Source organism: Streptomyces sp. NPDC087300 (assembly GCF_044744425.1).
Classification (GTDB): Bacteria; Actinomycetota; Actinomycetes; order Streptomycetales; family Streptomycetaceae; genus Streptomyces.
In genome coordinates, this window is sequence record NZ_JBIUYI010000001.1 from 1 (window position 1) to 25,744 (window position 25,744).

General features: G+C 71.3%; 21 protein-coding genes and 2 pseudogenes. 12 read left to right on the top strand and 11 right to left on the bottom strand.

What is annotated here, in order from left to right:
- Positions 1-91 precede the first annotated feature (91 nt).
- Entirely contained in the window at positions 92-985 is an 894-nt protein-coding gene (locus ACIO9J_RS00005; protein ID WP_401989947.1) for a universal stress protein, read from the bottom strand.
- Between the two features lie 330 nt (positions 986-1,315).
- On the opposite strand from ACIO9J_RS00005, the gene ACIO9J_RS00010 reads away from it, so the two are divergent.
- Positions 1,316-1,819 (top strand): HPP family protein, encoded by a 504-nt coding sequence (locus ACIO9J_RS00010; protein WP_401989950.1) that lies wholly within the window; start codon positions 1,316-1,318, stop codon positions 1,817-1,819.
- On the opposite strand, the gene ACIO9J_RS00015 is transcribed toward ACIO9J_RS00010, so the two are convergent.
- Entirely contained in the window at positions 1,732-2,781 is a 1,050-nt protein-coding gene (locus tag ACIO9J_RS00015; protein WP_401989953.1) for an aldo/keto reductase, read from the bottom strand. The genes ACIO9J_RS00010 and ACIO9J_RS00015 overlap by 88 nt on opposite strands.
- A 187-nt stretch (positions 2,782-2,968) precedes the next feature.
- Between ACIO9J_RS00015 and ACIO9J_RS00020 the strand changes: the two genes are divergently transcribed.
- Entirely contained in the window at positions 2,969-6,265 is a 3,297-nt protein-coding gene (locus ACIO9J_RS00020; RefSeq protein ID WP_401989956.1) for an ATP-binding protein, read from the top strand.
- Here the strand turns inward: ACIO9J_RS00020 and ACIO9J_RS00025 are convergent.
- The 3 genes from ACIO9J_RS00025 to ACIO9J_RS00035 all read right to left on the bottom strand — a co-directional run bounded on the left by ACIO9J_RS00025 (position 6,249) and on the right by ACIO9J_RS00035 (position 8,938).
- Complete coding sequence (locus ACIO9J_RS00025) at positions 6,249-7,016, bottom strand: ABC transporter permease (protein ID WP_401992946.1); 768 nt, start codon at positions 7,014-7,016, stop codon at positions 6,249-6,251. The two genes, ACIO9J_RS00020 and ACIO9J_RS00025, sit on opposite strands and share 17 nt — an antisense overlap.
- A 26-nt stretch (positions 7,017-7,042) precedes the next feature.
- A complete protein-coding gene (locus tag ACIO9J_RS00030) occupies positions 7,043-8,089 on the bottom strand; it encodes an ATP-binding cassette domain-containing protein (RefSeq protein ID WP_401989959.1) in 1,047 nt (348 codons plus the stop codon).
- Between the two features lie 117 nt (positions 8,090-8,206).
- The gene (locus ACIO9J_RS00035; protein WP_401989962.1) at positions 8,207-8,938 is read right to left on the bottom strand and encodes a nucleotidyltransferase domain-containing protein; all 732 of its coding nucleotides are present in this window, start codon (positions 8,936-8,938) and stop codon (positions 8,207-8,209) included.
- 322 nt (positions 8,939-9,260) lie between these two features.
- Here ACIO9J_RS00035 and ACIO9J_RS00040 point away from each other — a divergent pair, with 322 nt between their 5' ends.
- The 3 genes from ACIO9J_RS00040 to ACIO9J_RS00050 all read left to right on the top strand — a co-directional run bounded on the left by ACIO9J_RS00040 (position 9,261) and on the right by ACIO9J_RS00050 (position 12,889).
- Entirely contained in the window at positions 9,261-10,334 is a 1,074-nt protein-coding gene (locus ACIO9J_RS00040) for a polyprenyl synthetase family protein (protein ID WP_401989965.1), read from the top strand.
- 94 nt (positions 10,335-10,428) lie between these two features.
- Entirely contained in the window at positions 10,429-11,556 is a 1,128-nt protein-coding gene (locus tag ACIO9J_RS00045; protein WP_401989968.1) for a hypothetical protein, read from the top strand.
- Entirely contained in the window at positions 11,534-12,889 is a 1,356-nt protein-coding gene (locus ACIO9J_RS00050; protein ID WP_401989971.1) for a cytochrome P450, read from the top strand. The genes ACIO9J_RS00045 and ACIO9J_RS00050 overlap by 23 nt, the downstream gene beginning before the upstream one ends.
- On the opposite strand, the gene ACIO9J_RS00055 is transcribed toward ACIO9J_RS00050, so the two are convergent.
- The 3 genes from ACIO9J_RS00055 to ACIO9J_RS00065 all read right to left on the bottom strand — a co-directional run bounded on the left by ACIO9J_RS00055 (position 12,873) and on the right by ACIO9J_RS00065 (position 15,162).
- On the bottom strand, positions 12,873-13,421 hold the full coding sequence (locus ACIO9J_RS00055; RefSeq protein ID WP_401992949.1) for a TetR/AcrR family transcriptional regulator: 549 nt from the start codon (positions 13,419-13,421) through the stop codon (positions 12,873-12,875). The two genes, ACIO9J_RS00050 and ACIO9J_RS00055, sit on opposite strands and share 17 nt — an antisense overlap.
- 87 nt (positions 13,422-13,508) lie before the next feature.
- Complete coding sequence (locus ACIO9J_RS00060; RefSeq protein WP_401989974.1) at positions 13,509-14,966, bottom strand: amidase; 1,458 nt, start codon at positions 14,964-14,966, stop codon at positions 13,509-13,511.
- Positions 14,953-15,162, bottom strand: coding sequence for a hypothetical protein (locus ACIO9J_RS00065; protein WP_401989976.1), 210 nt, complete (start codon positions 15,160-15,162; stop codon positions 14,953-14,955). Before ACIO9J_RS00065 ends, ACIO9J_RS00060 begins: the two co-directional genes overlap by 14 nt.
- A 105-nt stretch (positions 15,163-15,267) precedes the next feature.
- Here ACIO9J_RS00065 and ACIO9J_RS00070 point away from each other — a divergent pair, with 105 nt between their 5' ends.
- Positions 15,268-16,302, top strand: a complete 1,035-nt coding sequence (locus ACIO9J_RS00070) for an MBL fold metallo-hydrolase (RefSeq protein ID WP_401989979.1) — start codon at positions 15,268-15,270, stop codon at positions 16,300-16,302.
- A gap of 236 nt (positions 16,303-16,538) precedes the next feature.
- On the opposite strand, the gene ACIO9J_RS00075 is transcribed toward ACIO9J_RS00070, so the two are convergent.
- Positions 16,539-16,946, bottom strand: a complete 408-nt coding sequence (locus ACIO9J_RS00075; RefSeq protein WP_401989982.1) for an ANTAR domain-containing protein — start codon at positions 16,944-16,946, stop codon at positions 16,539-16,541.
- 282 nt (positions 16,947-17,228) lie between these two features.
- Between ACIO9J_RS00075 and ACIO9J_RS00080 the strand changes: the two genes are divergently transcribed.
- A complete protein-coding gene (locus tag ACIO9J_RS00080) occupies positions 17,229-17,699 on the top strand; it encodes a MarR family transcriptional regulator (protein ID WP_401989985.1) in 471 nt (156 codons plus the stop codon).
- A 139-nt stretch (positions 17,700-17,838) separates the two neighbouring features.
- Positions 17,839-18,915 (top strand): TolB family protein, encoded by a 1,077-nt coding sequence (locus ACIO9J_RS00085; RefSeq protein WP_401989987.1) that lies wholly within the window; start codon positions 17,839-17,841, stop codon positions 18,913-18,915.
- Here the strand turns inward: ACIO9J_RS00085 and ACIO9J_RS00090 are convergent.
- Together ACIO9J_RS00090 and ACIO9J_RS00095 are read right to left on the bottom strand one after the other, a co-directional pair.
- Positions 18,909-19,532, bottom strand: coding sequence for a YdcF family protein (locus ACIO9J_RS00090; RefSeq protein WP_401989990.1), 624 nt, complete (start codon positions 19,530-19,532; stop codon positions 18,909-18,911). The two genes, ACIO9J_RS00085 and ACIO9J_RS00090, sit on opposite strands and share 7 nt — an antisense overlap.
- Positions 19,533-19,556: 24 nt before the next feature.
- On the bottom strand, positions 19,557-20,834 hold the full coding sequence (locus ACIO9J_RS00095; RefSeq protein WP_401989993.1) for a cytochrome P450: 1,278 nt from the start codon (positions 20,832-20,834) through the stop codon (positions 19,557-19,559).
- 193 nt (positions 20,835-21,027) lie between these two features.
- Between ACIO9J_RS00095 and ACIO9J_RS00100 the strand changes: the two genes are divergently transcribed.
- The 4 genes and pseudogenes from ACIO9J_RS00100 to ACIO9J_RS00115 all read left to right on the top strand — a co-directional run.
- The gene (locus ACIO9J_RS00100) at positions 21,028-21,879 is read left to right on the top strand and encodes a hypothetical protein (RefSeq protein WP_401989996.1); all 852 of its coding nucleotides are present in this window, start codon (positions 21,028-21,030) and stop codon (positions 21,877-21,879) included.
- Between the two features lie 136 nt (positions 21,880-22,015).
- Entirely contained in the window at positions 22,016-22,336 is a 321-nt protein-coding gene (locus ACIO9J_RS00105; RefSeq protein WP_401989999.1) for a CU044_2847 family protein, read from the top strand.
- A gap of 5 nt (positions 22,337-22,341) precedes the next feature.
- Positions 22,342-24,126 (top strand): annotated as a pseudogene (locus tag ACIO9J_RS00110) (AAA family ATPase); the annotation flags it as partial.
- A 66-nt stretch (positions 24,127-24,192) separates the two neighbouring features.
- Positions 24,193-25,734 (top strand): annotated as a pseudogene (locus ACIO9J_RS00115) (hybrid sensor histidine kinase/response regulator); the annotation flags it as partial.
- Between the last annotated feature and the right edge of the window lie 10 nt (positions 25,735-25,744).

Below are 25,744 nucleotides of genomic sequence, written 5' to 3' on the forward strand. Positions count from 1 at the left end.
GGAGGGGGCACCTCCCTGCTCGAGCGAAGCCGAGAGCTTGGGGGAGGGCGTGCCAGACCCCGCGAGCCCGGCCTGATCCAAACGAAAGACCCTAGGCCGGCACCACGGCGACCGGGCACTGGGCGTGCAGCAGGACCGCGTTGGCGGCCGAGCCGACGAGGAACGAGTCGGCGTTCACGCGGCGCCGGTGGCGTCCGACGACCAGCAGATCAGCGGTCTGCGAGGCGACGACGAGACGGCCCGCCGCGTCGGCCGCGGTGACCACCTTCTCGACCGCGACCTCGGGGTAGCGCTCGATGAAGGCGCCGAGTCGCGCGTCCTGCGCCTCGGCGAGCGTCTTCTCCATCCGGGGGCTCTCGGCCGTTCCCGTCGCGTCCATGTATCCGCCCATGAGCGCCAGGGTGGAGAACGGCACCGGGTACGTGGTGACCACCTGGAGCCCGGCGTTCCGGCGCTTGGCCTCCTCGAACGCGAACTCCACCGTGGCGTCGCTCGTCTCCTCCGGCGCGAGGCCGAGCGCGACCCGTCCGAAGGTGCCCGCCGCCTCGACCGCCTCGGTCCGCGCGGCGTGCGGGACGACGACCACAGGGCAGGCGGCGCGCGCGGTGCACGCGCGGCTGACGGAGCCGAGCAGCAGACTCGCGAAGCCGCCGCGCCCCCGCGAGCCGAGCACCAGGAGCTGCGCGTCGTCGGCGAGTTCGATCAGCGCGGAAGCGGGGCTCCCGTCGAGCGTGGAGTAGCGCACGGACGGCATGTCCTCCCGGCTCTCCAGCGCCTCCTGGACCGAGGCGAGGACCGGGACCTCGTCCACGGACGGCATGACGGGCGGGACTCCTGGCACGGGCAGGGCCTTCACGTAGTCGGCCCTGATGTGGACGACGAGCAGTTCCGCGCTGCGGCGCCGCGCGGCGTCCAGCGCCCACTCGAGGGCCTTGAGGCTGTGGTCGGATCCGTCGACGGCGGTGATGACCGGAAGGCTGTTCATGATCCCCATCCTGCGCCCGGCGCGGTACTTACGGCAGGGACGAAGGACCCGAACGGACGAGGAACCGCGCCGGAGGGCCGCAGCGCGGCGCACCCCTACCGAGGGGTCCTCGCCCTCGTCGCGAGCCCCTGCCAGCGGGCAACGGGACCCTGACCTGCGGCGACGCGTGGGGCCTTCGTAAGATCTCGGACGAGTACGCGGACGTCCTGCCCCTGGAAGGCCGCCGGCAGCCGAGCCCTCTCGCCGACCGCGAGGAGGCCGCGCCGACTTCTGCCCCGTCGTCCCCGCCGTCCGGGTCTCCGGACGGCCGAGTCCCGGAACTCCTCTGTCTTGCGCACCGACTCCGTCCTGACCACCGACTCCGTCTCGCCCGCCGACTCTGCCCCGTCCAGCGTCCCGGGGCTGCCGCTGGCGCAGCCGCGCAGTGTGATCGCGGGCCATCTGCTGTGCGTGGGTGTCGGCTACGCGGTCGCCGCCGCGTTGGGCAGTGCGCCATGGGCGGCGGCGCTGGCCGCGGGGGTCGGCCTGGCGGTGATGACCGTCGCCCGCACGCCGCACTCGCCGGCGTGCGCCACGTCCGTCGTCATCGTCCTGCACTCTCCGCACCCCGCGTCCTTCGTCCCGCTCCTCGTGGGGTCCACGGTGCTGCTCGTCCTCGCGGGCTGGGCCTTCTCGTACGCCGTCCTGGCGCCACGCGCTATCCCGCGTACTGGTGGTGAGGCACCTGCCGGTCCGGCCGCTCCCCCTCAGGCGGCCGCCCGCGCGCCTGCCGGGCGTCGCCGCAGCTCCGGTGCCGCGAGGGACGGCAGGGTCCACGCGCCGTCCGGCGGGTAGAGGTCCGTGCCGGGCGGCACGATGGCGTCGATGCGGTCGAGGGCCGCGTCGTCCAGGGTCACCGCGGCGCCCTTGAGGGTGTCGCGCAGCTGGTCCATCGTGCGCGGGCCGATGATCACCGAGGTGACGGCCGGGTGGGCGAGCGGGAAGGCGACCGCCAGCTCCGGCAGCGTGCAGCCCACCTCGTCGGCCACGGCGACGAGCTCCTCGACGGCCGCCAGTTTCACCGCGGTGAGGGGCTCCGAAGGGTCGAACCGGCCCGGGGTCAGGGTCGGGCGGCCGCTGCTGAGATCCAGCGCCCGGTCCTTGCGGTAACGGCCGGTCAGGAAGCCCGATGCCAGCGGGCTCCACGTCATCACGCCCATGCCCAGGCGCTCCGTCACCGGCAGCACGTGCTTCTCGATGCCGCGCGCCAGCAGCGAGTACGGCGGCTGCTCGGTGCGGAACCGGTGCAGCCCACGGCGGTCGGCGACATGGTGGGCCTCGACGATCTGGTCCGCGGGGAACGTCGAGCAGCCGAACGCCCTGATCTTGCCCTGGTGCACCAGATCGGTCAGGGCGGAGAGCGTCTCCTCGATGTCGGTCGTGTCATCGGGCCGGTGCACCTGGTACAGGTCGATCCACTCCGTGCCGAGGCGGCGCAGGCTCTCCTCCACCTCCCGTACGATCCAACGCCGCGAGTTGCCGCCCCTGTTGGGCCCCTCCCCCATCGGGAAGTGCACCTTGGTCGCGAGCACCACGTCGTCGCGGCGGCCCTTCAGCGCCTTGCCGACGATCGTCTCCGACTCACCGGCCGAGTACATGTCGGCGGTGTCGACGAAGTTGATGCCCTCATCCAGCGCGGCGTGGATGATCCGGACGCATTCGTCGTGGTCGGGATTGCCGACGAAACCGAACATCATGGTGCCCAGACAGTAGGGGCTGACCTCGATGCCGGTCCTGCCCAGAACACGGTGGCGCATGGAACTCTCCTTGGACGTCGCCGTCTGTCACTTGCTCGAACGCCGCGACCATACGAGCTGGAGTCCACTCCAGCGCAAGGGGGAAGAACCGCTGGTCGGCCCCGAGACCCGACGCGGGGTCCCACCGGCACGGGTCCGACGCGGGATCCAACCGGCACCAGTCCGACGCGGGATCTAACCTGCACGGGTGAGCACCGAACTGACCTTGCTGACACGGGTCTCCTATCGCGGGCAGGAGATCACCGCGCCCCGGCTGCGCGGCCTTCTGGCGCTGCTCGCGGGCGATCTGCGCGGCGGCCGCAGCGTCGAACAACTCGTACAGGGGCTGTGGCCGGACGAGGCGCCGCAGCACCCGGGCAAGGCGGTGCAGGTCCTGGTGTCCAGGGCGCGGGCCCAGTTGGACGCCGACGTCCTGGTCAGCACGCCGGTCGGATACCGGCTCGCCCTGGCCGACGAGCAGGTCGACTGTGCGGCGCTGCTGCTGCACGCCGCCGCGAGCGAGGACCGGGCGCGGGCCGGGGATCCCGCCGGATCGCTCGTGGCGGCCGAGGCGGGGCTCGCGCTGTGGGAGGGCGGTCCCGACGCCGCTTCCCCCGACGCGCTCGCCCAACTGGCCGACCCAGTCGCCGAGTTGCGTGCCGCAGGGGCCCCGGCGCGCGGGCGGCTCGTCCGCGCGCAGGCCCTCGCCCTCGCCCGGCTGGGCCGGCACGCGGAGGCGGCCGGGCCGCTCGCGTCGGTCTCCGCCACGCATCCGCGCGACGAGGAAGTACTCGCCGAGCTGCTGCGCGGCCAGGCCGCAACAGCGGGCCCGGCGCAGGCACTTGCCCGGTACGAGGACTACCGGCGCGGCCTGCGCGAGCAGCTCGGTACGGAGCCGGGCGCACGACTCAAGGCGGTCCAGCGGGAGTTGCTCGACGACGAGCCGCGTATGGTCCGGCACGGCGTGCCCCACGAGCCGAATCGGCTCCTCGGGCGGGAGGACGACATTACGGCGGTGACGGAGCTGCTGCGTGCGTCCCGGGCCGTCACCGTCGTCGGCCCCGGCGGCCTCGGCAAGACCCGGCTCGCACACGCCGTGAGCCACCGCGCCGAGCAACACGTGGTCTACTTCGTGCCGCTGGCCGGGGTGCGCGAGGACCAGGACGTGGCCAGAGAGGTAGCCTTCGCGCTCGGTGCGGGTCATCGCCGCCCGCACAGGACGGCGCACACCCCTGCCCCGCCCGCACTCGCTACCTCACCCGACCCGGTTGTCGCCATCCTCGACGTCCTCGGCGCCGGATCCACGCTGCTGGTCCTGGACAACTGCGAGCAGGTCGTCGAGGGCGCCGCCCGCCTCGTGCGCGACTTGATCGCCGCGTCGCCGCGGCTGCGCGTCCTGGCCACCAGCCGGTCGCCGCTGGGCCTGACCTCGGAGGCGGTGTACGCGCCGGACGCGCTCGCGCTCGACACGGCCGTCGAGCTGTTCACCCAGCGGGCCCGCGCCGCCAGGCCCGGGGTACGGCTGCCGCCACCGGCGGTGACAGAGCTCTGCCGCCAACTGGACGGCCTGCCGCTGGCCGTCGAACTGGCCGCGGCACGGGTGCGGGCCCTGTCGGTCGAGGAGATCACCCAACGACTCGGCGACCGCTTCGCGTTGCTGCGCGGCGGTGCGCAGGACGGGCCCGAACGCCACCGCACGCTGCACGCCGTCGTGGAGTGGAGCTGGAACCTGCTCACCCAGGACGCGCAGGCGGCGATGCGCATCCTCTCCGTCTTCCCCGGCGGCTTCTCAGGCCCGGCGGCGGAACAGGTCCTGGGCGGGGACGTGTTGAGCCTGCTGGAGCAGCTCGCCGGTCAGTCGCTCGTCACCGTCACCGACTCGCCGGCCGGTGTCCGCTTCGCGATGCTGGAGACCGTACGGGAGTTCAGCGCTGCCCGACGTACGGAGGCGGGCGAGAACGCGGCGACGAGGGACCGATTCCTCGACTGGGCAAGGGAGTTCGGACTCACCCACCACGACGGACTCGTCGGCACCGACCCGTCGGTCGCGCGCGAGCGGGTCCGGGCCGAGCAGGACAACCTCGCCCACGCCTTGCGGCATGCGCTCCCCCGCACGGAGGGCTCCAGCACCGATGCGGCAGAGCCGGCCACCACCGGTGACGGCACCACCGCTGTCGCCGTCACCGCCGTCCTGGCCGCGCTGTGGTTCACCGACTCGCACTACCCGCGCCTCGCCGCCCTAGCCGCCGACACCGGTCCCGCCCTCTCCCACTACCGCCCGGACTCACGCCCCTATATCGAAGCGGCCCGCACCGCCTCGGCGCTGTGCGCCGCGAGTCTCTTCATGAGCTTCGGCCCGAACGCCGGTGCCCAGCGGCAACTCCTCGCCCTGCGCCGACTGCCTCCCGCCGCACCCGACACCCTGCCGCGCGCCGCCGCGACCGTGCTCGCCGCGATCCCGACGATGCGGCCTCCCGCGTACGAGGCGCTGCACCGACTCCGCGCCGACGGACAGCCGCTCGTCGCCGGGATCGCCGAGTTCGTGGCGACCTACGTATGGGAGTACGAACACGACGCCGACCGTCAACTCGCCGCTGCGCAGCGGATGGTGACCGCGCTCGCACCGGTCGACATCCCTTCGCTGCGGGTCATCGCCCACGGCCGGGCGAGTGATCTCTCACTGCGGTCGGGGCAGGGCGAGGTGGCCCACCAGCACCTGACGTTGGTGCTCGACACGATGGAGCGACTCGGCGAGGAGAACGATGCGCCTGGTGCGCTCGGTGTCCGCCAGGCGCTGGCGCTGGCCTGCTTGCAGTGCGGGCGTACGGACGAGGCCGAGCAGTGGTTGATCCGGGCCGAGGGTGAGGACGGGGGCGGTGCGCGGCACGACGCCCCGCAGGGCGGGACCCAGGACGCGTTCTACAGCCCACTCCCCGGCATCCGCGCCGAGATCGCGCTCGCCCGTGGCCGCACGGAGGCCGGGCTCGGCCTGTGGCGCGCCGCGGTCCAGCAGATGCCCGGGAGCGGCTCGCAGCTCCGCGGTGATCCGTGGCTGGACCCGTGGGCGCTACAGATCCAGGCCGCGGCGGTGACCGCGCACGCGCACGCCGGTGAGCTCGACCCGGTCACGGATCTGATCGAACAGCTCGACGGAAGACTGGCCACACTGCTCACCGACACCGACACCGACACCGACACCGACGTCGACACCCCAGCGCCCACTCCCGTGGATCTCCGCGTCCTCGGGACCGTGCTCCACGCCCTCGGCACGGCACGGCTCCCTTCAGAGGACGGCACCCGCGCCACTGCCGTACGCATGGTCGCGCTGGCCGAACGGCTGCGGGCGCTGCGGGAGTTCCAGCCCACGATGTCGGAGGACCGCGCCCGTCGGGCCGCCCGAGACGCCGACGCGGCGGTGTACACCGATGCGATGTCGGCGTACACCACCCTGCGGCCCGAGGAGTTGCGTCAGATGGCCCGCGAGCTCATCAGGTGTCGCGGTTGAACAGCGAGAGGGACCAGACGTAGCCGAGCGCGGCCAGGCCCAGGCACCACGCGATCGTCAGCCACCCGTTGGCGCCGATCCCACTGCCGAGCAGCAGGCCGCGCAGTGTCTCGATGGCCGGGGTGAAGGGCTGGTACTCGGCGACCGGCCTGAACCAGCCGGGCATCGCGTCCAGCGGGACGAACGCGCTGGAGACGAACGGCAGAACGATCAGCGGCACCGCGTTGTTGCCCGCCGCCTCTCCGTTGGGACTGGCCATGCCCACCGCCACGGCGATCCAGGTGAGCGCGAGGGCGACGAGGACGAGCAGCCCGAAGGCCGCGAGCCACTCCACCACCGTGGCATGCACGGAGCGGAAACCGATGGCGACCGCGACGGCGCCGACCAGCACCACGCTGACGACCGCCTGCGACACGCTGCCGACCACATGCCCCACCAGGACCGAGGCGCGATGGATCGCCATCGTACGGAAGCGGGCGACGATGCCTTCGGTCATGTCGTTGCACACCGACACCGCGGTCCCCACCAGGGAACAGCCCAGCGTCATCAGCAGGATGCCGGGGACCAGATAGGCGACGTACGCGGAGCGGCCGCCGCCACCGGGCCCGCCGCCCGCGCCGGTGCCGAGGCCGGCGCTCATCACGTCGCCGAAGATGTACACGAACAGCAGGAGCAGGACGAGGGGGGTGAGCAGGGTGTTCAGGGTGAGGGAGGGATAGCGGCGTACGTGCAGGAGATTGCGGCGCAGCATGGTGACGCTGTCGCGTACGGGGGCGTTCACCGGGTCACCGCCTGCTCGTCCGCGTCGGCCCGCGCCTTTTCGCCGCTGCTGTGACCGTCCGGGCGGCCGGTCACAGCGAAGAACACGTCGTCCAAGTCCGGGCTGTCCAGGGCGAGCCCCTCCACGTCCAGGCCCGCACGGTCGACCCGGTCGAGAAGCGCCTTGACGGATTTCACGCTGCCATCGCTGGGAACCTGAAGAGTCAGCGGATCGTCGCCACGGGCCCCGGTACGCAACTCCCCCTCTGCGCGTGCGAGTTCGGCGACGTCGGCGAACCGCAGCCGCACATACCCACCAGGGACGAGCCGCTTCAGCTCGTCCGGCGTGCCCTCGGCGACGAGCTTGCCGCCGTGCAACACGGCGATGCGGTCGGCGAGTTCATCGGCTTCTTCCAGGTACTGCGTGGTGAGGAAGACGGTCACGCCGTCGCCGACCAGGTCACGGACGACCTCCCACATGCTGCGGCGACTGCGCGGGTCGAGGCCGGTGGTCGGCTCGTCGAGGAAGATGACGCTCGGTTCGCCGAGGAGGGTCATGGCGATGTCGAGACGCCGCCGCATCCCTCCGGAGTAGGTGGACGCGGGCTTCTTCGCGGCCTCCACCAGATCGAAACGCTCCAGGAGCCGGGCGGTGCGGGTGCGTCCCTCGCGGCGGGTCAGATGATGCAGATCCGCCATCAGCCACATGTTCTCCTCCCCCGTGATCAGCCCGTCCACCGCGGAGAACTGCCCGGTGACACCGATCGCCTCACGCACCGCCCGCGGATCTCCGAGCAGATCGTGACCACCTACGCGCAGGTCGCCCGCGTCGGCGGTGACCAGGGTGGAGAGGATCTTCACGACGGTGGTCTTCCCCGCCCCGTTCGGCCCGAGCAGCGAAAAAACGGTCCCGGCGGGAACCGTGAGATCGATCCCGTCCAGGATCACCCTGCTCCCGTACGCCTTCCGCAACCCTCGGACCTCAACGGCCAGTGATTCGCAGGCACTTGCCCCCGCCCGGCACGTCGGCTCGACCACCGACTCTGAATGCGATGTTCCTGTCATACCGGGAAAGGTGCCGCACACCGCTTTCAGGGGGCACTCAGCACGGTTTCATCCCTTGAAACCGGACCGCAGGAGCGCCAACGGGGGGGCGGCGCGCGACCCACCGCGCAGCGCGGCTCAAACAGGCCAGCGATGCCCGAAACCCTCCCGCAGCGGACCGCCGACCAGGTCCAGCGCCTCCTTCGCGGCGGCCGCCAGCGGCAGCGGGTCCGCGCGCTCGGCAACGATCCGGTATCCCTCCAACAGGGCTTCGCCGAGCGCGGGATCCGCGCTCAGCAAGCGTCGCGGAAGCCACTTGCCGATGCCGGTCCAGGCACGGTGATGTGCGGTGACCAGGTCTGATGCCGCGCGCAGCACGTGATCGGCGAGGGAAAGCTGTTCGTACCGGCGACCCGGGTCTGGTGGGGAGTCGACCAGGTCGTCCATGAAGCAGGTGAGCACATAGCGGCCCCGCTCCCACTCGGCCGTGGTGAGTTCGGGCGGCCCAGAGGCGAGTAGGTCCCGGGCCAGTCGTCGCGTACGGGCCACATACCCCTGTGGGTCGGCCAGCGTCAGGCCCTCCCCATAAAGAAAGAGAACCGTCGCGCGGCGCCTGGCCCGATCCCATGCGAAGAACTCCCCTATGCCCGCAGGAGTGTTGACGAACAGTTCGACGATCCGGGTCTCGTGACGGATCACCTCCCGGCGGCCGATGTCCGAGTCCGGCAGGAGAACGGCTATGTCCAGGTCGCTGGTCGCGGTGGCACGCCCTTGCGCCGCGGATCCGCCCAGCACGGCACCCAAGGCGCGCGGAAAGAGTTCCCTGACGACGCGGAGAGCCTGCGCTTCGACGGCCTCTTGATCATTCATGGAGGTTGATCGTGCCAGCTCCACGGACGGGCTCTCCAGGTCTCAACCACCTCACCGCGTCCCACCAGGAGCAGAGGGGGCGCGCAAGGGTGGCCGCACGCTTGCGGAAGTGGTCATTCCGCAGTGGTGGTGGCAGGCGCGCGGCGGAGCACGGGCGAGTGCTTCGGCTGTGATCACTGCGCCCCTCTGTGGCCTTGTTGTGGGCGCGGCGGATGAGTTGAGTGGGAGGGCGGCCGGTTGACGAACAGGCCTCGGAGAGGCGCTCCGTCGTGAGGACGCGGGCACCGGGAACCGGGCGCTGCCCAAGAGCACAGGACTCACCATGCCATCACCCAGTAACACGAAGCAGGTGCGGGACCGCGTCGGCTCAGTGCTGACCGCGTTCGTCACGGCCAAGACCGAGGCCGCGCGCCGGCAAGGCCTGCCCGTGGCGGTGCCGCTGGCCGTCGGGGAGTTCTTGGCCGCCGGTGGGAAACGGATCCGGCCGCTCATGTGCGTGCTGGGCTGGCACGCCGCCGGGGGATCCCGCTCCGCCTCCCCCGCGGTACAGGCGGGTGCCGCGCTGGAGATGTTCCACGCGTTCTGCCTGATCCACGACGACGTGATGGACCACTCCGACACGCGCCGCGGACGCCCCACCGTGCACCGCGCCCTCGCCCGGCACCACAGCGCCGGACGTACCGCACAAGCCGCCAGGAACCTCGGCGCCGGAGCCGCCATCCTGGCCGGAGATCTGGCACTGCTGTGGTCGGACGAGCTCCTGAACAGCGGGGACGCCGGCCTGGACGCCATCCAGTGCGAACGGGTCCGCCCCCTCGTGAACGTCATGCGGTCCGAGGTGATGTACGGCCAGCACCTCGATCTGGTGTCCACCGGTCAGCCCACCACCGACGTGGACAGCGCCCTGCTCATCGCGCGCTACAAGACCGCGAAGTACACCATCGAACGCCCCCTGCAGATCGGCGCCGCCCTGGCCGGGGCCGAACAGCGACTACTCGCGCGGCTCAGCGAGTTCGCCCTGCCGCTCGGAGAGGCCTTCCAGCTGCGCGACGACCTGCTCGGGGCGTTCGGCAACCAGGGGCGGACCGGCAAGCCCGCGCTGGACGACCTGCGTCAGGGCAAGCACACGGCCCTGGCCGCCCACGCCCTGCGCACCGCGGACGCCGACCAGGTCCACCGGCTGCGCACCCGGTACGGCGACCCGGCGCTCGACGAGGCCGGAGCCGCCGCGCTGCGGACGGTCTTCGAGGACACCGGGGCGCTCCGAGCGGTGGAGCACATGATCGTCACCCGCTACGAACGAGCCCTGGCGGCCCTGGACGCCGCGCGTCTCCCGCAGGAGGCCGACACACAACTGCGGTCACTGGCGCGCCGGAGCGCTTGGCGGACCGCGTGACGACCGGTGGCTCGGGATCGCCCCGCCCGCAGAGCCGAGTGGCGACGTAGCGCCGCGGTACCGAGCAACTCCCCCCAGGAAGGCGCGAATCAGCATGACCACCGAGGCAGCCTTGACCACGGAGTCCGCGTTGACGCTTCCGCCGTTCTACTGCCCTTTCCCGCCCGCGAGCCGTCCGGACGCCGAGGAGATCGAATCCCGGGCCGTGGAGTGGATCACCCGGCAGGGCGCCTACCGGAGTCGCGCGTACCTCGACGCGCTCACCCGGGCGCGGGCCGGCATCGTGGTCACCCAGGCCATGCCCGACGCGGTTCCGGACCGGGTCCAGATCGCCGCCGACTTCATGTACTGGGGCTTCACCTTCGACGACGGCAACCTCGACGAGGGAGCCCTCGGCGACCAGCCCGCCGAGGCCATCGAGTTCCTGGGCACCATGGCCCGCGTCGCGGAGAACCCCCGGAGTGAGCTGCTGCCCGAGAACCCCTGGGCGGCGTCGCTGCGGGATCTCACCCGCCGCGTGGCCGCCTGCGCCACGCCCGAGCAGACCCAGCGCTGGATCACCGGCTTGCAGACCCTCTTCTACGGCCTCGCCTGGGAGACCCGCTACCGGGCGCGAGGCCGACGGCCGGACCTCGACACGTGTCTGATGATCCGGCGCGGCAGCATCGGCATGGAGCCCCTCACCAGTCTCAACGACATGGCCGACGGTTATCTCCTGCCGCCCGAGGTCTACCACTCGCCCCTGGTCCGCGCCCTGCGCGAGATCTGCTGGACCCTCATCATCTGCGACAACGACCTGTACTCCTTCAACAAGGAGAACCGCCGCGACACCTCCTACTTCAACTATGTCCACTCCCTGGCCCAGGAGAACGACACCTCACCCCGGGACGCCCTGCCCGACGCGGTCGCCCTCCGCGACCGGATCATGAACCTGTTCCTCGCCCTGCGCGAGCAGACGACGCCCGACGCGCCACCCGAGTTGCGGCGCTATCTGACCAGCCTCGGCCTGTGGCTGCGCGCGAACATCGACTGGGCCACCAGCAGCAGCCGCTACCTGCCGGATTCCGGCCGCCCCCGGCCCGGGGCCCTCTACACCGACCAGCCCGTCCATCACCGGCTCGAACCGCCCGCGCTGCCGTCCGTGGACTGGTGGTGGCAACTCCTCGACACACGCACCACGACGCAGCCGGGAGGCCGCAGTGAGAGTGACCTCGCCCGGTGACCTCGGCCTGGTGCCCGTCGCGCCAGGTCGCCTCCCCCTGCTGGGGCACGCGACGCAACTCGCGCGGCGTCCACTGCCGTTCCTCTGTTCACTGCGGGGCCTCGGGCCGCTCGTCCGCGTGGACGTCGGCACCTGGCCGCTGTACGTCGCCACCACGCCCGCCGCGGCACACGACGTACTGGTCGCCCGCGCCCGCTACTTCGACAAGGGGCGCCTGTTCGACCGGCTGCGGCCGATGCTCGGCGAGGGGCTCATCACGTCCAACGGCTCCTTCCACCGGGACCAACGACGCCGTGTCCAACCGGCGTTCAGCCGTGCACGTCTCGACGACTACACCGACGTCATGTCGCGGCACGCGCGGGCCATGGCCGAGGCGTGGCGCCCGGGTGAGACCGTGGCGCTCACCGAGGCGCTCCAGGACCTCACGTTCGCCACGCTCGCTGAGGTCATGTTCTCGGCGCACACCGCGCCGGGCACACGTATCGCCTGTTCCATGGCCCAGGTCAACGCCGGAATCCCGGCCAGGGCCCTCCTGCCGCACGCCCTGACGCGACTCCCCCTGCCCTTCAACCGGCGCTTCGACCGCGCCATCGCGCTGCTGCACGCCGCCGTCGACGACACCGTCCGCCGCCATCGCACCGGCGCGGCCCCGGACCCCGGCCTGCTCTCCGTACTGACGCAACCGGACCTCCACGGCACGAAGATGACGGAACGTCACATCCGTGACGAGACCATCACCCTCATGCTGGCCGGGTCGGAGACCACGGCCACCGTCCTGTCATGGGCCTTCCACCACCTCGCGCAGCGGCCCGATCTGGCGCAGCGGGTCCAGCGCGAACTCGACACCGTCCTCCGCGACCGCCCGCTCCGCGCCGCCGACCTCCCCGCCCTCGGCTGCACGCGGCAGGTGCTCAGCGAAACCCTGCGCCTGCATCCGCTCACCCTGGTCATGCGGCGCAGCCACAGCCCCACCGCCGTCCAGGGCATCGTCATCCCGCCGGGGACCGAGGTCGCCGTGAGCGCGTACGCCATCCAGCGCGATCCCGGCCTCTACGCCGACCCGCTGTCCTTCGACCCCGACCGGTGGACACGCCAGGAGATCACCGAGCTACCCAAGGGCGCGTGCGCTCCCTTCGGCGAGGGCAACAGGAAGTGCATCGGCGAGGCCTTCGCCTGGAACCACATGAGCGTCGTCGTCGCGGAGGTACTGCGCCGCTGGCACCTGCGCCCCGCGCCGGGACACACCGTCCGCGAGGTCGCCTCCATCCACCCCTACCCGGACAGCCTGCCCATGACGGTCACCCACCGCCCCTGCTTCAGGAAGGCAGGCTGAGCACCCCACTCACCAGCCGACCCGCGTACGCCGCGTCATGGCCCCCCGGGCGGAACAGAATGCGGTACATCATCGGTGCCACGACGTGATCGAGCACCGTCTCCACGTCGGGGCCGTTCTCACCCCGGTCCTCAGCCCTGGTGAGGATGACGTCGACCTGTTCGGCCGCGTAGGCCGAGCACCGGCCCGCGTTCCTGCCGTCCGGGTCGCCGAGCAGGGCGTCGCGGATGTAGGCGCGGCCCGCCGGGGAGGACATCTCGTCGAGGAACTGTTCGGCCCAGGCCCGCAGGTCGGATTCCAGGTCGCCCTTGTCCTCCGGCGGTGTCTCGGGGCGCAGGCGTTCGACCGCCACGTCCGAGAGGAGTGCCTGGAGGTCGCCCCAACGGCGGTAGATCGTCGAAGGGGTGACCTCGGCGCGTGCGGCGATCAGAGGCACCGTGAGCGCGTCGCGGCCCACCTCCGCGGAGAGGTCACGCACGGCGGTGTGCACCGCTTCCTGCACACGGGCGCTGCGCCCGCCGGGGCGCGCCATCGGTCTACGACTCACGGCATCACCTTAAAGCCCGTGCCCGCGAGGTCACGCGGGCACGGGGTGGGCGGGGTGGGCGGGGACACGGGATCAGCGGGACGCGGTGGCGACGTCCGCCGGGGCGTAGCCGTGGCCGGGAGCGGTCTCTTCGTAGGCGTGGCCCACGCGCAGGAGCACGTCCTCGGCGAGCGGCCGGCCGAGCAGCTGCATGCCGATCGGCATCCCCGCGCGGTCGCGGCCGACCGGCAGGGACAGGGCAGGCACGCCGGTGACGTTGGCAGGGGCCGACAGGCGTACGTAAGCGTCGGAGACGCCCTCCGTCGTGCCGTCGGGCCAGGTGACGGTCTCCTGGCCCGAGCGCACCGCGGTCGCGGGAACGGTCGGCGCGGCGATCACGTCGACCTCGGCCAGCATCCGCAGCCACGCCTGTCGCATGAGCGTGCGGGCGCGCTGGGCACGCAGATAGTCGCCGGCGGACATCAGCTCGCCCGCTTCCAGCAGGACGCGGATGTCGTCCCCGTACCGTTCGGGGGCCGAGCGCAGTGTCCGCTCGTGGTAGGCGCTGGCTTCCGGGACCATCAGGCCCCAATGGGTGGCCTGGATGTAGCGGGTCATCGGGATCTCGACGTCGACGAGGGTCGCGCCGAGGGCCTCCAGGTGGGTGACGGCGGCGCGCACCGCGGTCTCGACCTCGGGGTCGACGTGGTCGAAGTAGTAGTTGCCGGGGACGCCGACGCGCAGACCGGTCAGATCGCCGCCGGGGGCAGGGCGGTAGTCCGTGGCGGGCACGGAGAGGCTCGCGGGGTCGCGGGGGTCGTGCCCGGCGAGGACGGACATCACCAGGGCGGCGTCCTCGACGGTACGGGTGAGGGGTCCTACGTGGTCGAGCGACCACGACAGGGACGTCACGCCGTGCCGGGCGACGAGGCCGTACGTGGGTTTGAGGCCGACGACACCGTTCAGCGCGGCGGGTACGCGGATGGAGCCGCCGGTGTCGGTGCCCAAGGCAAAGGTCGCCGCGCCCGCCGCCACGGCGACGGCGGAACCTCCGCTCGACCCGCCCGCCACCCGGTCCGGGTCCCAGGCGTTGCGGGTCTGCGGCGTCAGCAGCCCGTAGGCGAACTCGTGCGTGTGGGTCTTGCCGAGCAGAGCGGTCCCTGCGGCGGCCAGACGCTCCGCGACCGAGCTGTCGGCTTCCGCCCGGTGCCCCTCCCTGACCCGTGAGCTCGCCGTGGTCGCCACCCCGGCGACGTCGATCAAGTCCTTCAGGGCTACGGGGATGCCGTGCAGCGGACCCCTCGACCCAGTCAGCCCCTGCGAGGGACGGCCGGTGGTCGAGGAACCTCCCGCCGCCGGGGCCCCTGCATCGCGCTCGGCCTCGCGCGCCGCCGCGCGCGCCCGTTCCGCCGTCACCGTGACGTACGCCTGGAGGCCCGGCTCCGTCGTGTCGATCTGCTCCAGCACGGAGTCCACCAACTCCACCGGGGAGAGCCGACGTTCCCGCATCTCCTCCGCGGCGGCGGCGAGGGACAGCTCATACGGCTGCATCGTGGCGCTCCTCTCCCGTGCGGTGGGCGGCGGGCGGGGTCTCGGCGAAGTCCAGCTCCCGCAGCCGGCTCACCACGGAGTGGATGTGATTGGCGGTGGCCGCCACCACTTGATGGCGGTCGGCCGTGAGCGACAGGCCGGAGCGGGACGCCAGGCGGGCGGCCTCCGGCGGAGTGAGTTCCTCAGGGGCGGTCATGGATATCCCTCTCCTCGTAAAAGCTAAGCGTTTGCGTTAGGTGAGCGTAGGGCCTACCGTGGCGCTAACGCAAACGCTTAGCTTTTACGGCCAGGGGAGGCACCCATGCAGTCACCGTCCACCGATCAGGCAGACGCGTCCGTCCACCAGACCGGTTCGCCCGTCGCAGTCCCCCACTGGACCGTCGGCGACATCACCGTCCACCGCGTCGACGAGATATCCCTGCCGCCGGAGACCGGCCCCTGGCTCCTGCCTGGCGCCACGCCCGACGTGGTCGCCGAACATGACTGGCTGCGGCCCGACTTCGCGGACCACGAGGGGGTCCTGCGCCTGGACAGCCACAGCTTCGCGTTCGTCGTGGGCGGGCTGCGCGTACTCGTCGACACGGGCATCGGCAACGGAAAGACGCGGGCCAATCCGGCCTGGCACGATCTCCGCACCGACTACCTCCAGCGCCTCACCGCCGCCGGGTTCGCCCCCGAATCGGTCGACGTCGTGGTCCTCACCCACCTGCACACCGACCACGTCGGCTGGAACACCAGGGAGGTGGACGGGACATGGGTTCCCACCTTCCCCAACGCCCGGTACGTCACGTCACGTGCCGAGCGGGAGTTCTGGGCCGGACAGACCATGGACGAGGCGCGGCAGCAGATGTTCCGCGACTCCGTGCTCCCGGTCGAGGACGCCGGGCTACTGGACCTCGTCGACGTCCCGGAGCACGGCTCGGAGGTCGCCCCGGAGCACGGCTCGGAGCACGGACCGAAGGTCGTCCCGGAACGCGGCGCCGAGGTCGTCCCCGGACTGCGGCTGCTGCCCACCCCCGGCCACACTCCCGGCCACGTCGCCGTCGAGCTGACCAGCCGCGGCGAAACAGCGGTCATCACCGGCGACCTGCTGCACCACCCCGTGCAGTTCCCCCACCCGCACATCGGCAGCTGCGTCGACATCGACCCGGAGCAGGCCGAGGCGTCGCGCCGCTCCCTGCTCGCCGCGCTCGCCGACACGGACACGCTCGTCCTCGGCACCCATTTCCCCGAGCCGACGTCCGGGCGCCTGATCTCGCACGAGGGTGCCTACCGACTGGTTCCCGTGCCGCCGACGCACCACCTCGCCCGGCCCGGGGCCGCGCCCACCCGGTGAGTTCGAGACGTTCGCCCGTCGGCAGGGCGGGACCGGTGGCGCGATGCCGTTTCAGCGCACGCGAGAGGGGCACTCCGTGATAACAGCGGAGCAACCGGGTCTTCCTGTGAGGGCGGGTTCGGCAGTGAGCCCGCCCATCGCCCCTTGCCGACCGGCAAGGGGCGAGGCAGTGACAGTCGCGGTTCGGACGGTGCGGCAGCGGGCCGGTCAGGCGTCCGGGTGCGAGCGGTCGGAGCTCAGGCGGTCGGCGGTTCGGCGTCCGCGCACTGGCTGTTGTGGCGTTTGTCCATCAGGCGACGTTCGAGTTCCACACGGATCTCGCCGGGCAGAACTCCGCTGCATCCCCAGTCGATCAACGTTTCGGCCACCTCACGCAACTTGGTGTTCGTGTTCATGGAGACTTCGCGCAAGGCGTCCCACGCCTCGGCCGGAGTGATCTGTCCGAGCCCTACGAGGAGCCCGATCGCCTGGTCCACGATCGCGTGCGACTGCACGGCTTGCTGCAGCTGAGCGACCTCTTCCTTGAGTTCGGCGACCTCGTCCTCGGAGCCGGTCGACTCCTGGGAGCCAGCCGACTCCTCCGAGCCGGTCGGCCTCTTCGAGCCGGTCGACTCCTCAGGGCGCTCGTGGCCGTGAGCGGTCAATAGAGCCTCCGTTGTGAAGGTATCGGCACCACCCCCTCACTGTTGCTTCCCTTGCGTCGCTGCGCAATGCCCAACTGGAAGCAACGACCCGGCGATTACCGAGACCCCGTCGGCGCGGCCGACACCGCCCACCCCGACGCATGGTCTCCGCCCCCACCACCCGCCGGGCGCCCAGCGCCCGACATGCTTGCCCTCAACCTCACTTGAGGTCCTACGGTCGCCGTACGACCTGCACGAACACGTGCGGGCGACGTACCGAGTACGTTCCAGGAGGGGCCTCCCATGACGACGACCCAGCAGCTCTCCGACGCCGAACTCGCCGGACAGCCCGCCGCGTACTGGACCGGTGTCGCGTACGAGGCACTCATCGCGTACACCCGGGCGCGGCAGGCCGAAAAGGGCTACACACAGCCCCAGTTCTGGCTTCTGCGCAATCTGTCGGCGAACGACATCTCACCCGACGGCGAGGGGATGACCCTGCCCGCGCTACGCGAGGCCATGAGCGCCTACATCCGGCCTGAGGACGACCTGGCGGTGGAGGCGGAAGCGCTTCTGGAGCGCGGCTGGCTCACCCGGGACGCGGCGGACCGGCTGTGGCTCACCGATGCCGGGGAGCAGGCCCGCGTCGACCTCGCGCGCAACGCTCCCGCGATCCGCGCCGCCCTCCACGAGGGCATCGACGACACGGACTACGTCACCACGGTGAAGGTGCTCCAGCGGCTGATCCACAACGCCGGTGGAGCGGCGGCCTGACCCGTCACCGGCGAGGCCCGTCCCATTGACCCCACGGCACCGGCACGGTTGCATGCTTGCGACCCTCAGCCGGAGGGCTGGTCGGACCGACTGTGGGGGGAACATGAGAAGGAACGCGTATAGGGGTTCTGCTAGACGTGTGCGGGCCGCGTTGAGTGTGGCGGTGGCGGCCTGTGCGGTGACGGCGGTGCTGCCCGGGGCGGCCTTTGCCGGGCCCGGGGGTGCGGCGGGACTCGGCGGGGCCGGTGTCGAGAGAATCAGCGTCGCGGCCGACGGCACGCAGGGGGACGGCAGTTCCTCTGACCCCTCCATCACGCCGGACGGCCGCCGTGTCATCTTCTCGTCCTCGGCGACGAACCTCACGTCCGACACCGCGACGGGCAACGCCACGGTCTTCGTCCGAGACCAACGCACCAGCCAGACCCAGCGGATGGGCTACCTGGCCCCCGTCCAGCCCCCGGTGATCAGCGGTGACGGCGAGTACGTCGCCTATCCGGTCGAGTGGATCGGCAACGTGCGGATCCGCCAGTACCAGGTGAGCACGGGAAGGACGGCATCCGGCAACTGCTCGCTCTTCACCTGCAACCAGCCGTCACTGAGCAACGACGGGCGCTACACCGCCCACAACAGCGTCTCCTACCGACAGCAGACGTACGGCCAGCGCGTCGACGTCGAGGACTGGAAGACCGGCACCACGCAGACGATCGCCGCCTTCACGCACACCCAGCCGTCGCGCCCGTCCATCAGCGGTGACGGCCGTTACGTCGCCTACCAGAACGGCCAGACCCAGGACGTCTTCGTCTGGGACCGCACCACCGGCACCACCACCGGCCCCATCGAGGGACCGTCGAAAGACGCCTCACTGGTCCAGCTCAGCGACGACGGCACCAAAGCCGTCTACCTCTCGGGCAACGACACCTACGTCTACGACGTGAGCGCGGGCACCGCCCAACTCGTGCCCAACGTCAAGGGCGTGGCCATCGACCCCACCGGCCGCTACCTCCTCCACACCCCGCTCGACACCACCGGACCCGCCCTCGCCCTACGCGACCTGCGCACCGCCACCGACGAGACCGTCTCCCAACAACCCGCCACCGCCACCACCGACGCCGTCAGCACCGCAGGACGCGACGTCGTCTTCCACTCCACCGCCGACGACATCGTCCCCGGCGACACCAACAACACATCCGACGTCTTCATCCGCCGCTTCTACTGAGCGCCGCCATCAGGCGCCTCTCTGAGGCCGCGGAGCGTCCATAGTCCGTACAGGGCCAGCAGCGGCTTGACGGCCATCCACTCGCCAGGGCGGTAGTCGTCGGCGCGCACCAGCCGTTCGGCGAGGTCGGGCCGCTGCCGCCGCAAGTACACGCGGGCCTTGAGTGCGTGGGCCGGCTGAGAGGCGATCTTGATGCGGTCGACGTCCTCGAGGAGCGGGATCACCTGCTCGATGTTCTCCCACGTCGTAGTACTCCGCTCCTCAAGGAGCACCGTGCCGTCGAACGTGAGCACCAACTTGGCGTAGTCGGCCATCAGTTGGGCTTCCGTGGCGCCACCGCCGGTCGCACCACCGCTGAGGATCAGGCAGGTCTTCCGCCGGCCGTCGGTGGCGAGCGAGCGGATGCCGACCCGGACGCGCCAACGGTTGATCACGTTCGCCGTCGCCCGGGGATTCCGGAATCCCAGCACCACGACGGCCTCGGAAGGGCCCTCGCCCTCGCCCTCGCCCTCGCCCTCGCCCTCGCCCACGAAGGTCCGGGACCAGCGCCAGTTCAACCACTCGCCCCAGGCGAGAGCGGCGCCCCCGGCCAACGCGAGTCCTGTTCTCCGCCTCATGCCGCGACTCTAGGACACACGCGGCTACTCCAACATCACCGGCAGCCCGCGCACGCTGTTGAAGATCAAGGACCCCAGTGGGGGCGGATCCGCCTGCCCCAGGGAGAGCTTCGGGAAGCGGGCGAACAGGGCGGGCAGGGCCACGGACGCCTCCAGACGGGCCAGGGGTGCGCCCAGGCAGTGGTGGATGCCGTGGCCGAAGGTGAGGTGTTGCCGGGCGGGGCTCCGGGCGAGGTCGAACTCCCCCGCATCCGGGCCGTGTTGGTCGGCATCGCGGCCGAATGCCGTGTACCCCAGGAGCACGGGTTCTCCCTCGCTCACGGTGCGCCCCGCGAGCTCCACGTCACAGCGGGCATAGCGGAAGGGGAAGTTGGCGACGGGAGGGTCCCAGCGCAAGGTCTCCTCGACGGCGGCCGTCCACGGTTCCCGGCCGTCCCGCAGGAGTGCGAGTTGCGCGGGGTGGGTGAGCAGCGCGCGCACCGCGTTCACCAGCAGGTTCACGGTCGTCTCGTGGCCCGCCACGAGCATCAGCATGAGAGTGTCGACGAGTTCGGACTCGCTCAGTTCGGACTCACTCAGACCGTCCTCTTGGTGGGCATTGGCCGCGTCCTCGTCGGCGGCGGCTCCTCCTGCGTCGATCAGCGCCGTCGTCAGGTCGTCGTCGGGGTGGGCCCGTCGTTCGTCGATCAGCTCGGCGATTTCCGTACGGAGTGCCACGCGGACGGCCGCGACCTCCTCAGGGGTCGACGAGATCGTGCCGAACAGCTGCCCGCACAGCGCACGCACTCGCGGCGCGCGCTGCCCCGGCACCCCGAACAGCTCGCAGATGACCCGGATCGGGAGCGGGCGCGCGAAGCACGCCCTCAGATCGACCGGCTCGCCCGCCGACCGGGCGGGCATCTCCGCCATCGCGTCGAGGAGTTCGCCGGTCAGCGCGGCGACGCGCGGCTCCAGGCTCCGAACCCTGCGCGCGGTGAAGGCGCGGGCGAGCGGGGCACGCAGGCGGCGGTGGTCCAGGCCCGTCGCGGTGGTCATGCTCCGTACGGTCACGAACGGCGTCAACAGCCAGTCGGCGGGAACCTCGCCGCGCCGCAGGGCGCCCCACGCCGCCGGGTCCTTCACGAAGCGCTCGTCGGCGAGCACCTGCCGGCCGACCTCCTGCCGTGTGATCAACCACGCGGCGACACCGCCCGGCAGCTCCACCCCGACGACAGGTCCCAGGGCCCGCAGGCGCGCGCCCTCGCCGTGGTGGTCCTCTGCGGGCGAGTCGAGGGCATGGAGAGGCGTGGCGGCCAGGCTCATGTCTCTCACTTTAGAGCCGATCCCGGTGAGCACACACGTATTGCCAATTCATGGCAATGCAGGGCTTGTTGGGTAAACGCTTCGTGGCTCAGGTGTGCGAGAAACGCACATTGCCCCATCGGCCGTTCGGCACACGGACATGTGCTCCCATTGGTCGGTACCAATGGGCCCGTATCCGTGTAGCGTGCAAAATGTGCAGCACTGGGCAGAGCCGGGCACCATCGACGACCTCCTCCACGACGCGCGCACCGCGGGCCACCCCGATGTCACCGAGCGGCTGATCAACACCTGGACCGCCAAGGGACTTCTGGACCATCCGCGCCAGCGTCCCGCGCAGCGCGGCTCACTCAAGGCCGAACACCCGGCGAGCCAGCGCAGACTCCTGCTGATCCTCCTCGAACAGCGTCGGCGCGAGCCGCAGCCGAAGCTGCACTCCCTCGCCCAAGTGCCGTTGTGGCTCTGGCTGCGCAGCGACGACTGGGTACCCACCCGCCAGGCCCACAAGGCACTGCTCACCTGGCTGGGACGCGGCCGCCGCAGCCAGCAGATCGCCCGCGACGGCGCCCTCGACCCACTGGCGCCGCTGCCCGGCCTCCCTGCCACGGCACCGGTCCGCGCACGGCTCGTGCGCCTGGTCACCCGGCTGAGCCTGGCGAGTCAGCTGACGCCGCTCGAACACTCCCAACTCCAGTCCGCCGTACGGGCCGTGCTCGTTCCCGACGACGGCTCGACCCGCGCCGAGCCGCCCGCCGACCAGTCGCGGGTGACCGTCGACGATGTCGTCGCGCACGCCGAGACCGTCATTCTGGGCGTGCAGCACCTCCTGCGCGGACGGCCGAGCCACCAGCTGATGGAGCAGGCCCGCGCACTGCACCGTGCCGCCGAGGCGCACCGCGACACCGGGCCGTCAGGCGCGGACGACCACGTCCGGCCACCCGCCGACCTCCTCGACGTGCCCGGCCTACAGGAGCAGATCAACGGCACCGGCCACCAGTTGCTCTTCCGGCTCGGTCACATCTTGCGACGCGCACACGATTTCTCCTGATGCCTCCGGTCCCGCGGATCGCGGCGGGGCGAAGGCGAGTGCGGCAACCCGGGGAACGCCTGCGGCGCACCCGCCCCGTACCCCAGGATTGGGGGTCACCGGTCATCCGCCGGCGGACGCGGCTGCAAGGGGCATCGTGGCAGAACTCGTGATGGCACTCGGGAACGGCGACGGGACGACGGCCGCCTTCGAGGTGGACGGCGAACAGCTCGGCTCGGACCTGGATCTGGCGGCCGGCGGAGACGGCGTGGCCGCGAGGGCGCAGATGACGCTTCAGGAGGCGCTCGACCGAGTCAGGCCCGCTCTCGGTCAAGTCGCCGCTGCCGTACGTGAGTTGAAGCCCGACGAGGCGGAGATCGAGTTCGGCCTCAAGGTGGGCGGCGAGACCGGAGTGATCATCGCCAAAGGGACGGCAGAGGTCAACTTCGCGATTCGGATGGTCTGGAAGAGCAGCTGACTCCGGTGCACGCCCAGCGCGAAGGACTCATCGTCAAGATCCGGGTCAGCACCTCGGACTCCCCCGTCGGGGTCGGCTTCGTCGTCGGCGAGCGGCACATCGTCACCTGCGCCCACGTGGTCAACGCGGCGCTCGGCCGGGACAAGGGCGTCCGCGAGCAGCCCGCCGACACGGCGCGCGTGCAGGTCGAGTTCGTGCTCCTCGGCGACGCGGAGGGCGCGCCGCTGCGGCATTGCAGGATCGCCGCCTGGGATCCGCCGGCCGGTCCGGGCTGCCCGGGGCGTGACGTGGCGGGTCTGATCCTGGTGGGCGGGGACACCCTGCCGGTCGGGGCGGGCCCGGCCAGGCTGCTGGACGCGCGGGTGGGCCTCGCGAGTGACGCGCCCGTATCGGTGTTCGGCTACGCGGGTGTGCCGGACCGGAAGGCCAACGGGGCCTGGAGCACCTGTGTGCTGCGGGGTGCCGTCGGCGGCGGGCTCATCCAGCTCGACTCCGGCGCCGAGTCGGCGCTGCGGGCCCAGCCCGGCTACAGCGGGGCACCGGTCGTCGCGACCGACCGCTGGGGCGACGCCGTCATCGGCATGCTCGCCGTCGCGGGCCGCGGCGGCGCCGCCCAGGACGCGTACGCGGTGCCGATGACCGAGGTCGCCGCGGCCTGGCCGGAGATCCTTGGGCGTACGGTGCTGCCGCCCTGCCCCTATCGCGGGTTGCAGGCCTTCACCGCCGACGATGCGCAGACGGGGGTGTTCGTCGGCCGGGAGCGGGAGGTCGAGCGGCTGCGCGACATGGTGAAGGCGCAGCCCTTCGTGATGGTCACGGGGCCCTCGGGCGTCGGGAAGTCGTCACTGGTCGCCGCGGGGCTGCAGCCCGCGCTCGCCGCGGACGGCTGGAGCGTGGTGTCGTTCCGGCCCGGCGTGACGCCGTACGAGTCGGTGGCGCGGGCGCTGCTCGATCTGGAGCACCCCGGCGGTGACCACTCGCTCGAACAGCTGGACAACCGGGCGCGAGCCGTGCGCGAGGACGGATTCTGGCCCGTGGCGTCCCGGGTGGCGGTGCTCACCGGCAAGCGACTCGCCCTGATCGGCGACCAGTTCGAGGAGATCCTGAGCGCGGGTCCTGACGGCGAGAAGCCGCTGGAGTACTTGCAGCAGCTGCTGCCGTCCCCGGACGCCGTGCAGGACCCGCACGTACGGCTGGTGTGCACGCTGCGCTCGGACTTCCTGCCCGAGCTCCTGGAACTTCCGGATCTGGGGCCCCGGCTCCAGGACCGCCAGCTGAACGTATCGCCGCTGGACGAGGGCGCGTTGACCCGGGTGATCGTGGAACCGGCCCAGCTCGCGGGTGTCGCCTTCACCCCGGGCCTGGCCGAGCAGATCGCCTGCGAGGCCAGCAAGGCCGCGGGCAGCCTGCCGCTGCTCGAATTCACGCTCACCGAGCTGTGGCCCATGCAGCACGACCGCCGGATCAGCTTCGACGGTTACTACGGGCTCGGCGGTGTGTCCGGGGCCCTCAACCAGCATGCGGAGAAGGTCTACATCTGGCTCTCCGAACAGCTCGGACTCGACGAACCCCGCATCAGGCGCGCCCTGTTGACCATGGTCAGGGCGCGCGGTGGCGCCTCCAGCGCGGTACGCGTCACGGCCCACCGCGCCCACCTGGGCACCGACTGGTCGATCGCGCAGCTCCTCGCCGATCCCGAGCGCCGTCTGGTGATCCTCGGCCCAGACGGCCCGGACACGGCCGAGATCGCGCACGAGGCCCTCATCCGCGAATGGGGGCGCCTCGCCGCTTGGGTCGAGGCGGACGCGGACTTCCAGCACTGGCTGACGCTCATGGAGGAGCGCGCCCAGGGCAAGGAGAAGGACCTGCTGTCCGCCACGCGCGTGGCGGAGGCGCAGCACTGGCTCGCCGAACGCAGGACCGACGTGCCCTCCGAGGTCGCCGACCTCATCGAGCACAGCAGCGCGGAGGTGCTCAAACAGCAGCAGACCCAGCAACTCCTGCGCCAGTCGCAGAAGTTGACGGAACAGCTGCGCGCACGCTCGGTGGAGCTCGAACGGCATCAGGCGGCCCTGACGGAGTCCCACCGGCTCCTGGAGTACAAGAACGTCGAGATCGAGCAGTCACGGACGGAGCTCGCGGAGCGCAACGAACTGCTCGACACCTCGATGCGCTACAAGTCGGAGTTCCTGGCGAACATGTCCCACGAGCTGCGTACGCCGCTGCACTCCATGCTCATCCTCGCGAAGCTGCTCGCCGGCAACCCCGATGCCAACCTCTCCCCGCAGCAGGTCCAGTTCGCCGAGACCATTCACACCGCGGGCTCGGACCTGCTCCAGCTGATCAACGACATCCTCGATCTCAGCAGGGTCGAGGCCGGCAAGATGGACGTGCTGCCGAGCCCTGTGGACCTGCATCAGGTGCTCGACCACCTGGCGGCCATGTTCCGCCCGCTGACGGCGGAGAAGGGCCTCGACCTCGGCCTCCACCTGTCCCCCGAGCTTCCCCGCACCGTTCCCACGGACGAACAGCGGCTCCTCCAGGTCCTGCGCAACCTGCTGTCCAACGCCGTGAAGTTCACCGAGAGCGGGACGATCGAGATGACCGTCGCCTTCGCCGGTTCCGGCGCTCCGGTGGCGATCCGCGAGCAGTTGTACGAGGCGGGTTCCCTGCACGACCCGGACGCCGAGCTGCTCGCCTTCTCGGTGACGGACACCGGCATCGGCATCCCGGCCGACAAGATGCAGGTGATCTTCGACGCGTTCAAACAGGCGGACGGCACCACCAGCAGGAAGTACGGCGGCACCGGTCTCGGCCTGTCCATCGCCCGGGAGATCGCACGGCTGCTCGGCGGCGAGATCCACGCGCGGAGCGAGGTGGGGCGCGGATCCACCTTCACGCTCTACCTTCCGCTGCACCCGCACCACATCGACCCGGTGCCGCCGCGGATCGCGCCACCGGCCGAGGAGCCGCGGTGGTCGCCCGCGCCTACGGAGAGCGCCCCCGCTCCCGACTCCTCGCTCATGTTCGACGGCGCAGCCGTCCTCGTGGTCGACGACGACGTCCGCAGCGTGTTCGCCCTCACCAGCCTGCTGGAACACCAGGGGCTGACCGTGCTGTACGCGGAGGACGGCCGCGACGCCATCGCCGTACTGGAGCGGCACGCCGAGATCGCGCTCGTCCTCATGGACACGATGATGCCGGACATGGACGGCTACGAGACGACCCGCGCCATCCGCAAGAACCCGCGGTTCGCCGGCCTCCCGATCATCGCGCTCACCGCGAAGGCCATGAAGTACGACCGCGAGAAGGCCCTGGAAGCGGGCGCCTCCGACTACGTGGCGAAGCCGGTGGACTCCGACGTGCTGCTCGCGGTCATGCGGTGCTGGCTGCCCTGAGAAGCTGCTT

What these genes read in the sequence shown, in the direction of transcription:
- ACIO9J_RS00055 (WP_401992949.1), bottom strand. Translation starts at nt 13,421, where the DNA reads ATGGCGCGCCCCGGCGGGCGCAGCGCCCGTGTGCAGGAAGCGGTGCAC.
- ACIO9J_RS00045 (WP_401989968.1), top strand. Translation starts at nt 10,429, where the DNA reads ATGACCACCGAGGCAGCCTTGACCACGGAGTCCGCGTTGACGCTTCCG.
- ACIO9J_RS00060 (WP_401989974.1), bottom strand. Translation starts at nt 14,966, where the DNA reads ATGCAGCCGTATGAGCTGTCCCTCGCCGCCGCCGCGGAGGAGATGCGG.
- ACIO9J_RS00025 (WP_401992946.1), bottom strand. Translation starts at nt 7,016, where the DNA reads ATGCTGCGCCGCAATCTCCTGCACGTACGCCGCTATCCCTCCCTCACC.
- ACIO9J_RS00035 (WP_401989962.1), bottom strand. Translation starts at nt 8,938, where the DNA reads ATGAATGATCAAGAGGCCGTCGAAGCGCAGGCTCTCCGCGTCGTCAGG.
- ACIO9J_RS00080 (WP_401989985.1), top strand. Translation starts at nt 17,229, where the DNA reads ATGACGACGACCCAGCAGCTCTCCGACGCCGAACTCGCCGGACAGCCC.
- ACIO9J_RS00090 (WP_401989990.1), bottom strand. Translation starts at nt 19,532, where the DNA reads ATGAGGCGGAGAACAGGACTCGCGTTGGCCGGGGGCGCCGCTCTCGCC.
- ACIO9J_RS00030 (WP_401989959.1), bottom strand. Translation starts at nt 8,089, where the DNA reads ATGACAGGAACATCGCATTCAGAGTCGGTGGTCGAGCCGACGTGCCGG.
- ACIO9J_RS00005 (WP_401989947.1), bottom strand. Translation starts at nt 985, where the DNA reads ATGAACAGCCTTCCGGTCATCACCGCCGTCGACGGATCCGACCACAGC.
- ACIO9J_RS00015 (WP_401989953.1), bottom strand. Translation starts at nt 2,781, where the DNA reads ATGCGCCACCGTGTTCTGGGCAGGACCGGCATCGAGGTCAGCCCCTAC.
- ACIO9J_RS00095 (WP_401989993.1), bottom strand. Translation starts at nt 20,834, where the DNA reads ATGAGCCTGGCCGCCACGCCTCTCCATGCCCTCGACTCGCCCGCAGAG.
- ACIO9J_RS00070 (WP_401989979.1), top strand. Translation starts at nt 15,268, where the DNA reads ATGCAGTCACCGTCCACCGATCAGGCAGACGCGTCCGTCCACCAGACC.
- ACIO9J_RS00065 (WP_401989976.1), bottom strand. Translation starts at nt 15,162, where the DNA reads ATGACCGCCCCTGAGGAACTCACTCCGCCGGAGGCCGCCCGCCTGGCG.
- ACIO9J_RS00040 (WP_401989965.1), top strand. Translation starts at nt 9,261, where the DNA reads ATGCCATCACCCAGTAACACGAAGCAGGTGCGGGACCGCGTCGGCTCA.